Source organism: Nannocystis punicea (assembly GCF_026965555.1).
GTDB lineage: Bacteria > Myxococcota_A > Polyangia > Nannocystales > Nannocystaceae > Nannocystis > Nannocystis punicea.
Window position 1 is genome coordinate 7,883,241 of sequence record NZ_CP114040.1, and the last position, 13,147, is coordinate 7,896,387.

The 13,147-nt window shown below is 72.2% G+C and carries 9 protein-coding genes; all 9 read right to left on the reverse strand.

Features of this window, described 5'->3' with window-relative positions:
• Positions 1-413: 413 nt before the first annotated feature.
• On the reverse strand, positions 414-1,598 hold the full coding sequence (locus tag O0S08_RS30270; protein ID WP_269032822.1) for a beta-1,3-glucanase family protein: 1,185 nt from the start codon (positions 1,596-1,598) through the stop codon (positions 414-416).
• 16 nt (positions 1,599-1,614) lie between these two features.
• Complete coding sequence (locus tag O0S08_RS30275; protein ID WP_269032823.1) at positions 1,615-2,649, reverse strand: glycoside hydrolase family protein; 1,035 nt, start codon at positions 2,647-2,649, stop codon at positions 1,615-1,617.
• A 26-nt stretch (positions 2,650-2,675) separates the two neighbouring features.
• On the reverse strand, positions 2,676-4,067 hold the full coding sequence (locus O0S08_RS30280; protein WP_269032824.1) for a DUF2403 domain-containing lipoprotein: 1,392 nt from the start codon (positions 4,065-4,067) through the stop codon (positions 2,676-2,678).
• Between the two features lie 241 nt (positions 4,068-4,308).
• A complete protein-coding gene (locus O0S08_RS30285) occupies positions 4,309-7,740 on the reverse strand; it encodes a WD40 repeat domain-containing serine/threonine protein kinase (protein ID WP_269032825.1) in 3,432 nt (1,143 codons plus the stop codon).
• A gap of 75 nt (positions 7,741-7,815) precedes the next feature.
• The gene (locus tag O0S08_RS30290) at positions 7,816-8,463 is read right to left on the reverse strand and encodes an RNA polymerase sigma factor (protein ID WP_269032826.1); all 648 of its coding nucleotides are present in this window, start codon (positions 8,461-8,463) and stop codon (positions 7,816-7,818) included.
• Positions 8,464-8,604: 141 nt separating this feature from the next.
• Entirely contained in the window at positions 8,605-9,618 is a 1,014-nt protein-coding gene (locus tag O0S08_RS30295) for an STAS domain-containing protein (protein ID WP_269032827.1), read from the reverse strand.
• Between the two features lie 8 nt (positions 9,619-9,626).
• Positions 9,627-10,808 (reverse strand): FIST signal transduction protein, encoded by a 1,182-nt coding sequence (locus O0S08_RS30300; RefSeq protein WP_269032828.1) that lies wholly within the window; start codon positions 10,806-10,808, stop codon positions 9,627-9,629.
• Positions 10,809-11,296: 488 nt separating this feature from the next.
• A complete protein-coding gene (locus O0S08_RS30305) occupies positions 11,297-11,761 on the reverse strand; it encodes a hypothetical protein (RefSeq protein WP_269032829.1) in 465 nt (154 codons plus the stop codon).
• A 155-nt stretch (positions 11,762-11,916) separates the two neighbouring features.
• Positions 11,917-12,510, reverse strand: coding sequence for a hypothetical protein (locus tag O0S08_RS30310; protein ID WP_269032830.1), 594 nt, complete (start codon positions 12,508-12,510; stop codon positions 11,917-11,919).
• Positions 12,511-13,147 lie beyond the last annotated feature (637 nt).

Below are 13,147 nucleotides of genomic sequence, written 5' to 3' on the forward strand. Positions count from 1 at the left end.
CGGAAGTCCGCCGATTGTGGAGACTCGGCGAATGGTGGCAGCGCGCAGACCGCCGCGCATCTCGAGGTCGGATGTATGTAAGCACAATGTCTCCAGGCAGGCGGCAGGGCCGCGAAGCGACATTGGCGCCGACGATTGTAGATACCACGGTCGGGCCCAAAGGTCGCCCGCCAGGGGGAATTACGTTATTTTCGCCGGACGCGTCCCTACCGCCGACGTCTCGTGATGAACGTCGCGCGCCGCGGAGTTGGAATGGCTGGCATCGGCGGGGTCCCACCGCGGCTGCGGCGCGACGACGACGACGATCCCCCCTACCCCACCGCCTCCGCAGCGCGGACTGTACGTGCTCAGCCCGCGACGCGGCTTGCACATCGCCGGCAGCTCGCCGCAAAAGCTGCGGCGCGGCCCGCACGTCACCAGCCGATCGCCACCAGCATGTACTCCGGGTCCTCGTGCGAGATATACGTCGAGTACGATCCGACGTCGTCGTAGGGGAACCCGTACGCCTTGCCGTCGAGCCCGTGGTCATGCCAGAACTTGGCGTAGAAGTTGGCGGGCTCGGCCGTGTAGAACTCGCCGGGATCGTCCCAGAAGCCGTCGATCGCCAGAGTCCCGTCCGGCATGAACGTCCCCGCCTCCGCGCCCACGTGGCGGAAGATCGCCGCCGACAGGTTGGGGTGCGCCGCCAGGCCGGAGCCGTTCGGCCCGGGCTTGGCGATCTGCAGGCCGTTGTTCGCCCACATCTCGTCGATGAACGCCGCGTAATAATCGGCGTACATCCCGCCCTCGCCGAACTCGCCGGCGCCCGGCTCGACGATCCGGTACGGCGCGAACGGCGGCTCCGCCAGGTGGCGGAACGCGGGCGGGACCGCGTCGCGGAACTGCTGGAACGTCACCTCGCGGTCGTCCGCGAAGGTCTGGTAGTCCTCGCCCACGGTCGCCTCCCAGCCGTCGGCGCAGTGCAGCAGCAGCGCCAGCTTGAGGCCGAACGCGTCGACCCGGGTGGTGTTGCCGTTGTACTGATTGGGCCCGATCGTGTGCTCGATGAAGTCGAAGAACTTGCTCTTCGACGGGTCGCCCTCGCAGTGGATCGGCTCGCCGGGCGCGCAGATGTAAAAGTACATCCGCCCCGACGCGTTGGCCGGCATGTCGTAGGTCGGCTGCTCGGCGATCGAGTGCAGCTCCGAGATGTCGCCGCTCTTGAAGCTCCAGAACACCTCGCTGTCGTCGAACTTGCCGTTGGTGCGGTTGAGGAACTTGAACGTCATCACGTTCGTCGCCGGGGGGATGTCGGAGTGGTCCCAGAACTCCTCCGGATCGGTCGGCCCCTCGCCGGTCGAGGTCGACTCGCCGGTGGTCGGCTCGTCGCCGGTGCCGGTGCTCGCGCTCGTGCCCGTGCTGGTGCCCGCGCCCGTGCTCGTGCCCGGGTCGGTCGTCGGCGCCTCCTGCCCGGTCGACGCCGGCGTGTCCCCGGGCCCCGCGCTCGTCGTCGTGCTCGCGGCAGTGTCCGTGCCGTCGCCGGGGAGCGGGGGCGTGCACGCCGAACCGGCCGCGGCCGCGGCGATCAGCAGACCATGAATCGAAGGCTGCGTGCGCATCGTACGGTCCTCCGGATCAGGGGCAGCTCGCGGGCGCGCTGACGTACTGCTGGCCCAGCTCCGTCAATTGGCCCGACTCGCCGAGCAGGTCGATCGACGGCGTCGCGTCCCAGCGGCCGGTGAACCACGCGTAGCGGGCGACCTGCGGCTCGGCCTCGAGGTATTCGAGGGCCGCCTGCATGTATTGCTTCTGCACCTCGACCGACTTGTCCTCGGCGTCGAGGCACGAGAACTCCGTCAGCCAGATCGGCAGCCCGTACTTCTTCATCTCGCCGATGTACCAGGTGAGGGCGTCGCCCGTGCACGCGTACCAGTGGACCGCCAGGTGGTCGACGCGGCAGCCCTGGCAGGCGGCGAAGAACTCGTCGAACCACTCGAACGGGTCGGTCTTGTTGCAGTCGCCGCCGCAGTAGTTGAGCGCCGGCGACACGATCTCGAGCCCGTGGGCGTCGGCGACCGCCTCGACCTGCGGCCACAACATCGCCGCCTCCTGCGGGGTCAGGTTGGCCTGGGCGCCGAAGTTCGGCTCGTTGAACGCCAGCAGGTAGCGCGCCCCCTCCGGGATCGGCGGGTCCTGATCGAGCGACCCCCCGCCCCACAACATCGGCGCGAACTCGACGTCGAGCGACGCATAATCGCCGACGTCCTGATCGGGCTGGACCGCCCAATTGTACCACCACGACACCCCCGGCGCGAGCGCGGCCATGTCGGCGTGCGAATGATAGCCGTAGGCGATCCCCCGCTTGCACCCCGAGCGATCGACGCCCTCCGTGTCGGTCGAGCTGCCAGGATCGGTGGTCGGCTCGTCGCCGGTGCTCGTCGGCGTCCCCGGCCCCGTCTCGCTCCCGCTCCCCGGCCCCGTCTCGCTCCCGCTCCCCGGCCCCGTCTCCGTCCCGCTCCCCGGGCTCGTCTCGCTCCCGCTCCCCGGGCTCGTCTCGCTCCCGCTCCCCGGGTTCGCATTGGTCGACCCGTCCGAGTCGCCGTCGCTGTCGCTGTCCCCCGGGGTCGAACCACAGGCGGCCGCGACCGCCAATCCAAGCAACCATTGCATGCGAATCATCATATTCAAGTCCTCCGTCAATTGGGCAAGCGCAGCCCGAGCGCGTCGGCGATCGCCGCCTGCGGCAGCGCCCCCGGCAGCTCCGGCAGCAGGGGCGACAGGGCCGGCGGCACCTGCTCGGGGTGGACGATCGCCAGCTGGACCGTGCGCGACGCAGTGTCCATCAGGATGATGAAATAGCGGTAGCCCGCGATCGGCCGCCGGAACGCCGCGCCGGGCCCCTGGTCGGGCGTCGCCACCGCGCCCTCGGCCGCCTCCACGTTGTCGCCCTTGTCGATCAGGTCGACCTCCGGCCCGAGCTGCGACACGTCGCATTGGTCGCCGCACGGCCCCTCGCCGACGTACCCGGCGTAGCCGAAGAAGTTGGTGCTGAACACGCCGAAGTTCTGGTACTGGTTGTTGTCGTTGACGACCTCCCACACGTTGAACTGGCCGCAGCCGTCGCCCAGGTACCATTCGTCGGGGTTCTTGGCGTAACACTGGCAGCTCGAGAACGACCCCGCGCGCACCAGCTCGCCGAGGCTCAGGCCGATCCACGGCGCGTTGTACCAATTGCCGGTCATGTCGTCCGAGCACGGCTCGCCGACCTCCTCGGCGTCCGCCATTCGCGCCAGCAGCACGAACAGCTTCGAGCCGGCCCAGCCGTCGTACTGCGTATCATCCGAGGCCGGACAGAACGGCACGCTGCCCTCGCCGCAGGCGAACGGTGCGGCGGTCGAGACGTTGACCAGGCACTCGGTGCCGACAATCCCGTGGAACCCCATCGATTCGGTCTCGTTGCCCTTGAACGCCAGGCCCTGCCCGTCCCCCGGCCAGCGCTCGTCCCAGCTCGACGCCAGAGTCCACTGATCGGCCCCGCCCGGCTGATACGCCGCGAATTGCTTGAGCTGCAGCGGCCCGCGCAGCGTGAGGATCAGATCCTCGTCCCACGGCGTCAGCTGATCGCCGGCGACCTCGTGCTGCGCCAGGCAGCAGGTGTCGTTCTCGAACGCGTCGCACGGGCCGACGGCCGGATCGCGCCGGCTCGGGTACCAGCCGGGCGCGCCGATCTGCTGGAACGTGATCGTGCCGCCGTGCGACGGCGCGTCGAGCTCGTCGGCGTCGAATTCGGCCGGCCCCAGGCCGTCGCCGCCCCCGGTCGGGTCATTGCCGGCATCGGGCTTGGGCCCCCCGCTCGGGTCCGGCCCGGTGGGGTCCGGTCCACCCGTCGGATCGACGCTGCCCGAAGTCCCGGTGGGGGGCTCGCCACCCGTCGGCTGCACGCCCCCGGTCGGGCCTTCACTCGTAGGTGCCGCACTCGTCGGCCCTGCGCTGGTGGTGCCCTCGGTCGGCTGCTCCGACCCGGAATTGGTGCACGCCAGCAAGCACGCGAGCGCGAGCGTGCCGTGAATCGACCTTGTCCGCCGCATCCTCGACCTCCCCGAACGCGACCACTCTACCGCGACTCGCGGCGGCGAATCCATCGCGATCGTCGTGGCGTGAATGAAGCAGTTGCGCTCACACCATGCAAAACGAGGTGATGCGTCGCGTCCTCATCTCCGCTTGCCGAGGCCGTGCGGCGCTGCGCCGGCCTGGTCCGCCGCCCGACAGGGGTTCCACGACCCACGCCCGCGCGCGCCCAATTGCTAAGAGTCGCGGAGCGACCCGCAGTCACGGCTCGCTGGCCACGAGCAGCCCCTCGGGGGTCGCAGGAATCCGGACCGCCCCGATCGGCGCCCCGACCACGATCACGTCGCGACCGTCGGCGGTGAACTCCACATTGAACGGCGTGTTGCCGTGCAGCCGCGCGATCGTCCCGGCGAAGGCGCCGTCGTGCGCGTCCCACAGGCCGATCGCGCCGCTGCGATCGACCGCGACGATCCGCGCGCCGTCGGGCGAGAACTCGGCCGAGTGCATCACGAAGCTGCGTCGCCCTTCGAGCCGCAGCAGCGGCGACAGATCGTCGGCACGCCACAATCGCGCCGAGTGCCCCTCGTCGAGGGTCAAGATCGTGCTGTCGTCGGGCGAATACACGGCCGACAGGATCATCGTCGGATTGTCGGAGAGCTCGGCCAGCGCCTCGCCCGTGCGGGCGTCCCACGACCTGGCGTAGCCGTTCGCGGCGTGGGCGAGCACCTGCGAGCCGTCGTTGGCGAACGCGACGTGAAAGATCGACCCCTTCATGCCCTCGAGCCGCACGCGTCGCTCCGGCGACCACGGGTCCAGCAGCTCGAGCTGCCGCATGCTCACGGGGAGCATCAGCTGTCCGGCCGCGGTGCCGGCGACCGGCCCGTACGGCTTCGGCGGCGGGTGCAGCACGTCGAGGGCGCGGCAATCGACGATCGACCACAGGTCCACCGCGCCGTCGTCGGCGACCGTCACCAGTCCTTCGCTGTCGGCGACGAACACCGGACGCTGGAATTGCTTCACCCGCGTGGGAAACTCGCAGCGACGCGCGCCGCTGTCCGTGTCCCACAGCTCCGCGGTGCCGTCGGCCGCGGCGGTGAACAGGACCCCGCGCGCGGAGAGCTCGACCAGCGCGGGGGGCCCACCGTTCGTCTGCAGCTGCGAGATCGCGGCGCCGTCGGCGAGGCGATGGACCGCGACGCCGTCGGCCCCGACCATCACCACACGGTCGCCGGCGACGTCGATGTCCATCGCCGTCGGCGAGCCCGGCACCTGCCAGGCCGCCGGCACGCTGACCGGCAGCTCCCACACCATCGTCGGCCCGCCCGTCGTGCCGACCAGGAGCCGCCGCCCGTCCGACGAGAACCGCACCGACCGCCCCTCGTCCTGCTCGGTCCGCAACGTCGCCCGCAGCGCCCCGCTCGCGACCTCCCACACCCGCACTGTCCCGTCGCCGCCGCCGATCGCCAACCACCGCTCGTCGGGCGAGAGATCGACGCCCTCGAATTGATACAAGTCGGTGTCGACGCGACGGATGAGGTGCCCGTCCCGGGTGTCCCAGGCGAACCATGCGCCGTTCATGATCACCGAGATCAGCGTCCGTCCGTCGCGCGTGAACATGAGCCGCTGGACCGCATGCTGGGGTCCGATCGCGTGCTGGACCCGCCGCGGCGCTGCACGGCTCACGTCCCAGAGGTCGATGCCGTGATCGTCGTTGCCCGCGACCGCCACGCGCGTCCCGTCCCCGCTGATCGCCACGTTCACGGACCTCCAGGTCGACGTCGGCAGGTCGCCCAGCAGGTCGCCCAGCGGCTCGCCGTCAGGCAGCGACCACAACCACGCGTGGCCGTCGCCGCCGGTGACGATCCGCGAGCTGTCGCCCGAGAACGCCGCGACCTGGCCCTTGTGCGGCAGCGTCGTCACCAGCGTCCCGTCGCTCGCGTCGCGCACGGCGATCACCCCCTCGCCGCGCGCGGCCACCCGCGTCCCATCGGGCGACATCGCCACGAGCCCGCGCTCGTCGCCCAGCCTCGCTATCACTGCTCCCGTGCGGACGTCGCGGCGCACCAGCCCGTCGTCCCCCGCGGTGACGAGGGCACCGTCGCTCGCGACCTCGAAGCCCGACACCCCCGCGAGCTCCACCAACATTCGCCCGCTCGCGGCCTCCCACAGCCGCACGCGTTGGTCCGCGACGCGCGTCGCGATCACCTCGCCGCCCGCCAGCCAGCGGGCGTCCTCCACGAAGTCGTCGCCGGTCGTGCCCAGCCTCGTGATCACCCGCGACGCCAGCATCGTCGCCGCCAGCGCCCGGCTCGCCGCCGCGACCGGCCCGCCGGTGCGCAGCGCCTCGCCCAGGGCCGCCCGTGCGATCGCCCGCGCCTCCTCGGTTCGATCTGTCTCTTCGGACATGTCCTGCGCGCGCAGGATCGACGCCTGGAGCCGCTGCGCGTCGACCACTGCTTGCCGCTCGAAGGCGATCCGCGCCGCCTTGTCGGCCTGCACCGCCGCCTCGCGCTCGGCCTGCTCGGTGCGCGCGCGGGCCTCCGCCCGCGTGCGGGCCTTCTCGATCCCCAGCCACGTCACCGCCACCCCGGCCGCGAGCGCCAGCCGCAGGCCGGCCCAGGCCACCGGGTGCGTGCGCGTCCACAGGCGCGCCCGTTGCGGCAGCGAGTACGCGTGGGCCGCCACCATCTGTCCGGCCTGGAAGCGCCGCAATTCCTCGGCCAACGCCGCCGCGTCGGGGTAGCGATCGGCCGGCGCGCGGGCCATCGCGCGCTGGGCGATGGTCGCCAGCTCGGCCGGGATCGCCGGGTCGAGGCGCCGCAGGTCGGTGACGGTGCCCGCCAGCACCTGCGCCGCCAGGCCGGTCCCCGTCACCGCCGCGAACGGCGGCTGCCCGGCCAGCACGTGGTAGAGGATCGCTCCGAGCGCGTACACGTCCGAGCGCACGTCGACCACCTCGCCGGCCGCCTGCTCCGGCGGCATGTAGCGCAGCGTCCCGAGCACCGTGCCCGCCTGCGTCATGTCCGAAGCGCCATGGTCGATGGGACCTGACTCTTGAGACATCTCACTCTCGGCCGCCGTCAGGTCCTTGGCCAGGCCCCAGTCGATCACCACGGTCTCGCCGAAACGACCCACCAGCACGTTGGCCGGCTTGAGGTCGCGGTGCAGCACCTTCTGGGCGTGCGCGTACGCGATCGCGTCGGCGACCGCGATCACGTGCTCGACCAGCCGCAGCCGCTGCGGCAGCGTCGTCGCCCGCTGGATCTTCGCGTCGAGGCTCTCGCCGTCGACCAGCTTCATGCAGTAGAACGGCTCGCCGGTGTCGCGCCAGCCCAGGTCGTACAGCGGCACGATGCCCGGGTGCTGCAGGCGGGCGGTGATCGCCGCCTCGAGCGCGAACCGTCGCTGCGCGTCCGGGCTGTCGCGCAGCAGCTCCTTGACCGCGATCACCCGGCCGAGCCGGCGGTCCTCCGCGCGGCGGATGACGCCGATCCCGCCGGCCGCCAGGGCCTCGCGGAACACGTAGCGGCGCTCGTCGGTCACCTCCGGCCGGGGCGCGGCCACGGCGATGGAGCGGTCGGTCTCCTCGGTCTGGGTCACCGACGATTCACCCAGCGACGACACGCGGGCGAGCAGGCGGTCCTGGGCGCGACGGACGATCTCGGTGGGCGGGGCAAGGTGGGGAACAGGCATCTCGAACTCCTCGCCGGTGGTGTGTCCGCAGCCGGGACTTCTGATCCCCGGGCGATCGTGCTTCGCCCGCGGGCCTCACCGCTCGGGGTCGCGCACCCGGCCGAGGTGGTCCTGCAGCTTGCCGTAGATGCTCTGCATGCAGCTGTCGAGCCCTTGCACGCTCGCGTCGCGCAGCGCAGGGTCGGCGATCAGGCGCTCGACCGCCTCGCGCAGGCGCGTGCGGGCGCGTTGCAGCCGGCGCGCCACCGTCGGCTGCGGCACCTCGAACAGCGCCGCCAGCTCGGCCTGCGTCAGCCCCTCCCAGTCCTTGAGCTCGACCAGGATCTGGTCGTCGAGCGCCAGCGATCGCAGCGCCTGGACGACGATGTACTCGCGCTCGCGGTCGGCGAACAGCGCGGTGACGGAGCCCTCGGTCGCCGGATCGATCGCGCTGTCCTCGGCCGGCTCGAAGCGCTTGCCGTGTCGCTGTCGCCGGCGGATGTGCGTCACCAGCACGAACCGGGCGATCCCGTAGACATAGGCGCGGAACGGGCTGTCGCCGCGGAACGCGTCGCGCCGGCGGACCACCACCTCGAAGGTCTCCTGCGCCAGATCCTCGCAAGCCGCCGGCTCGGCCTTGCCGTAGAAGAAGCGATAGATCGCCGCGTAGTAGCGGGTGATGAGCTGCCGCCCCGCTTCGGAGTCGCCGCCGCGCCATGCCTCGAGGAGCGCCCGTTCGTCCACCCACGCAGTCTAGCGCGAGCCCGGTCGCCGCGCGACCTCCGAGCCATCGGCTCGCGGCCCTCGCGCGGACCTCCCACGAATCGCGGCGCTGCTCGCCACGAATGTCTACACTGCCCGCAGCGAATATCTACACTCGCGACATCAGCGCGCCTGCCCGCAGCGACGGACCGCGGCGGCCAGCGCGTCGGCCACGGTGGCGAACGTCTCGGCGCGCGGGGCCGTGCCGTGGCGGACCAGCGCGTCGGCCACGATCGGTCGCACCCCGCTGACGAAGCAATGCACTCCGAGCAATCGCACCGCCTGGAAGATCCCGTGCAGTCGTTCGGCCGCCGACACCTCGATCGTCTCGAGCCCCGTCATGTCGAGGATCGCCACGCGGGCGCGGGTGTCGTGAATCGCCTCGAGCAGCTTCTCGCACACGTGGGCCAGCTGTTGCTCCTCGAGCGTCCCCGCCAGCGGCACCGCCAGCACGTCGCGCCAGATCCGCAGCACCGGCGCCGACAGCCGGAGGATCTGCCCGCGCTGGCGCTCGATCTCCTCCACTCGCTGCTGCAGCTCCGCGTTGCTCTGCTCGAGCGCTGCGGCTCGCGCCGCCGCCACGCTCCCCTGGTGCTCGCGCTCGCGGGCCACCAGGCTCTCGAGCACCGGCCCCACGGTGCGCAGGAAGCTCCGCGCCAGCGTCACCTGCCGCGGCGAGAAGGCCGCCGTGCGCGCGTGGACCCCCATCAGGATCGCCGCGCCCCGGCTCGTGCGCAGCGGCAGCAGCAGCGCCGCGCGGACCCCCGGAACCTGGGCCAGCGGCTGCAGGTCGGGCACGCGCGCCACGTCGAACACCGCCGCCACCTCGCCGTTCACGACCCGCTGCACGAAGCCTCCGCCGGGCAGGCGCACCTCGGCCAGCGTCGCGTGCGTCGCGGTCGCCGCGCGGTACGCCGCGCCCCTGTCCGGCACCAGCACTGCGCCCGCCTCGTAGCCGAACACCGGCGCCAGCGCGGCCAGCAGCGCCGACTCGGCCTCCGGCAGCGACCGCGCGGTCGCGGCCGCGCCCACCCCGGTGAGCAAGCCGTCCGCCTCGCGCCGGAGCTCGCGCTCGCGGTGCAGCGCTTGCTCGAGGTGGGTCACCGTCTCGCGCAGCAATTCGTCGTCCCGAGACACCGCCGCTCCTATGTGCGCACCAGCGCGGTGACCGAGATCATCAGATTGCCGTGGCGATTCTCCCCGCCGACGAAGCACCCCTGTTCCCCGAACGTGAAGCAGCCGATGAACGGCGCCCCTCCCAGGGCCGCGCGGATCTCGGCCGCGATCGCGTCGATCTGCCCGCCCAGGGCCAGCATGCAGCCGGCGCACATCACCACCAGCGCCCCCGCGACCGCCTCGCGGGGCACCCCGGAGAACCCCAGCGCGTCCTCGGCGACCCGCGCCGGGCGGGTCGCCAGGGCCTCGTACGTCCCGTGCATCAGCACCAGGTCGTCGCCGACCTCGAAGCTCGCGAACGAATCGATCCCGCCGTCGGCCCGGACCACTGCCGGATGCGCCAGCCGGTAATACGCCACCTCGCCGATCCCGCCGACCCGTCGACCCAGCGGGAACAGCGTCGATTCGGACAGCACATTGCCGCCGGCGCGCACCCCCGGGAGCGCGCCCTCGGTCCACGCGTCGTACACCGTCGCCGCCGGCGCCCCGTCGATCTCGAGCAGCGTCCGCGCCTCCGCCCGCGTCACCTTGCCGCGGCGCGGCGTCGGCGTGTATCCGCTCTGGAACGCCCAGGCCACCCGGCCCGACGGGAACAGCACGCTCACCACCAAAGCCTCCGCGTGGGTCGCCGCCCGCGTCCATTGATACCAGCCGCCGGCGATCTCGTCGTCCGCCGCGCTGCCGCCGACGATCGGCACGTCCGGCCCGAGGACCGCCTCGATCCCGGCGATGCACGCCTCCTCGTGGCCCGGCGCCGCGGTCATCCACACCAGCATCGGCACCTCGCCCGGCCGGCCGGCGTCGTCGATCGCCGCCGACACCGCCCGCTCGGCCGCCGCCCGCGCGTCCGCGCCGAGCTCCGCCGTCCCGACCCCGTACGCCCCGTCCGGATCGCGGACCCCGAACAGCGCCAGCCCGCCCGCGTGCACCCCCGCCTCCGTCATCACCGACGTGCACGAGCTGCTGCCGTGAGCCGCGGGTGCCCCGAGCTCGACCAGCGCCCGGCGCACGTCCTCGCCCGCGTGCGCCACCGTCGACTGGACGAACAACCAATCCGGCGGCCCGCCGAGCGCCTCGACCACCGCCGCGTACGCCGTCCTCGCCGCCTGCGAGGTGTCCGGCTCGACACTGTGAGCACTCGCCGTCCGCATCGGCGGCGATGTTACTACAAGAGGCCACTGTCGAGCTCGCCAGCAGACATTCGCCGACCGCGACATGTCCGTGGAATCACGCCTCGCACGAGCCCCGTCGACCTCGGCCTACATCGACCGCCGCTCGACGAACCCGAGTTCGGCGCGAAGTGGCCCCATTCCACGCCCGGCGGGGCGGCGGCCCCGCCGACCGGGCTCGATCCGGGGGCAACCGCCCACAATGTTTTCAGATGTCCCCAAGGACATATGACTTGCGTTCATCCGCACCGCTGCTCGCCGTGCAGCGCGCCGCGGGCGACGATCCGCGGATCGGCGAGGTCACAGACGCACCCGGCAGCGCGATCCGGGCGCCGCCCGGCACGCAGGTGAACACCGGCCTCGTCCCGACCTCCCGCAGCCACTCCGCGGGCCACGGCCTCGCGAAGTCGGCGCACCCCGCGATCGCTCCCCCCAAGAGCACGAAGCGCAGAGCGTCGCGCCCGTGCGGCTCAGGCGGGTTTTCCGGCGCGCGCGTCGAGCACCCGCTCCAGCCCGTCGAAGTAATTCTCGTCTTCCGCGAATCGCCGCCTGTACGCTCCATACACGAGGCCGCGCAGATGCGGCGTGCGGCCGTCCCAGCGGGCGCTGCGGCCATCGGCGCGCTCGCGGTCGTACTCGGGCACGAGGGCCATCAATTGCTCGTCGCTCGCCCCGACCGCCGCTCGCCAGAACGCCTCTCCCTGCGCCACCACCCAGCCGGTGAGATCCTCGGTGGAGTCCTCGGACCAGCAGAACCCGCCGCGCGGATCGAGCGGCCCCTCCCAGCTCACGCGCACGTCGGCGCTCGCGTCGACGACGTCGGCCGCGAGCTCGAGCAGCGCCTCGGCGTCCAGCTCGTTCAGCCGTCGCGCCAGCGCGGCGCCGTCGGGTCGGGTCTCCGCGAGCAAGGCGAACAGGCGGTAGCGCGACGCCATCGCCCGGCACTCTAGCGCGGGAGCCTCACCTCGACCATCCCCGGCGCGCTCTCCCCCTCTCTTCCGCGCTTCGAGGCCGACCTCGTCCTGGCGCACCTCCCCGAATCACGCGAGCACGACGCTGCGCCGACGGCCCTTCGCTCGGCCTCACCGGCTCACGCGAGCTCGACGCAGAGCGCCCCGTCGCGGCGGATGTCCTCCACCGCCGCGAGCGCGTCCTCCTGGCCGAGCAGCCACGCCCGCGCCTCGGTCTCCGACAGCCGCAGCGACTGCCCGTCGCGTCGCACCACCAGCTGCCCGGCCCCGTCGCCGTCGACCAGCACCTCGACGACCACAGACGCGCCGATCTGCCCCGCCGAGGCGACGATCTGCAGCATCCGCTCGAACGCGTGCAGGAGCCGCTCGCGGCCCTCGATCTCGTAGCGCCCGCGGACCACGCGATCGTCCGGCTCGGCGTCGTCGACCACCTCCCACGTCGGCGGCGACGTCGACGGAGTCGTCACCGGCGCTCGCGCCCCCGCCCGCAGGCGATCGAGCCGCGCCGCGCAGGTCCCCGCCCGCTCCTCCGCGCGCGCGAGCTCGGCCTGCAGCTCGTACACCCTCCGCAGCGCCTCGTCGCGGCTGCTCCGCAGCGCCGCCAGCTCGGCCTCGAGCTCGCGCGACCGACCTTGCACGACCGCGAGCTCGGCCCGGACCTCCCCCAGTTGACTCTGCAGCGCCGCGATTTCCTTGCCGCCGAACAGGGACATCGCCCGCGACAGTACCAGAGCCGCGCCGAGGAATCTCCCGCTCCGCCCACGTCCTGTCCTGCGGACTGCGGCCCTGCCTGCTCCTCACCGTCGAGGCTCGTCCCGACTGATACGATTCGAGGCAGCGAACCCTCGCCACATCGCCTCGATTCATGCTCCGGGGGACCGTCGATGACGGCGGTATCGAGGCCGAGCGCGTGACCGTTCGCCGCCGCGAGGTCGACGACGACCGAAGCGACCCCCCGGGATGGGCCTGCGCGCGCCGGCGCGCCCCCCGTGCCTTCGCGGGCCTCTGCATCCCCTCGCCCGGCCCACCTCGAGGTCGCGTGCGCGCTCTCGGCCGTCGTCTACCCGGCGCAAGATCAGCGGCCGCGAATCGCATAACAGCGTAGAGCCGGGGCACGTCGAGCGAATGGGCCAATCAGCCATCCCGCGCCGAACATGAACTACGGTCATTGCCCGTGACCCGCTCGAATCATAACACGGTTATCCGAGCGAAGCCCCGACGGATGTCACGAGGCGTCGCCACGAATGTCCCGTCATGCGGGCCGAAAGCGATGGACAGGCGGCGTCTCGCCGTGCGAGGATACCTCGTGATCGACGCGTCGGGTTCGCCGACGTTCGTGTCCTCCTTTCG

What these genes read in the sequence shown, in the direction of transcription:
- O0S08_RS30300 (WP_269032828.1), bottom strand. Translation starts at nt 10,808, where the DNA reads ATGCGGACGGCGAGTGCTCACAGTGTCGAGCCGGACACCTCGCAGGCG.
- O0S08_RS30270 (WP_269032822.1), bottom strand. Translation starts at nt 1,598, where the DNA reads ATGCGCACGCAGCCTTCGATTCATGGTCTGCTGATCGCCGCGGCCGCG.
- O0S08_RS30280 (WP_269032824.1), bottom strand. Translation starts at nt 4,067, where the DNA reads ATGCGGCGGACAAGGTCGATTCACGGCACGCTCGCGCTCGCGTGCTTG.
- O0S08_RS30310 (WP_269032830.1), bottom strand. Translation starts at nt 12,510, where the DNA reads ATGTCCCTGTTCGGCGGCAAGGAAATCGCGGCGCTGCAGAGTCAACTG.
- O0S08_RS30285 (WP_269032825.1), bottom strand. Translation starts at nt 7,740, where the DNA reads ATGCCTGTTCCCCACCTTGCCCCGCCCACCGAGATCGTCCGTCGCGCC.
- O0S08_RS30275 (WP_269032823.1), bottom strand. Translation starts at nt 2,649, where the DNA reads ATGCAATGGTTGCTTGGATTGGCGGTCGCGGCCGCCTGTGGTTCGACC.
- O0S08_RS30305 (WP_269032829.1), bottom strand. Translation starts at nt 11,761, where the DNA reads ATGGCGTCGCGCTACCGCCTGTTCGCCTTGCTCGCGGAGACCCGACCC.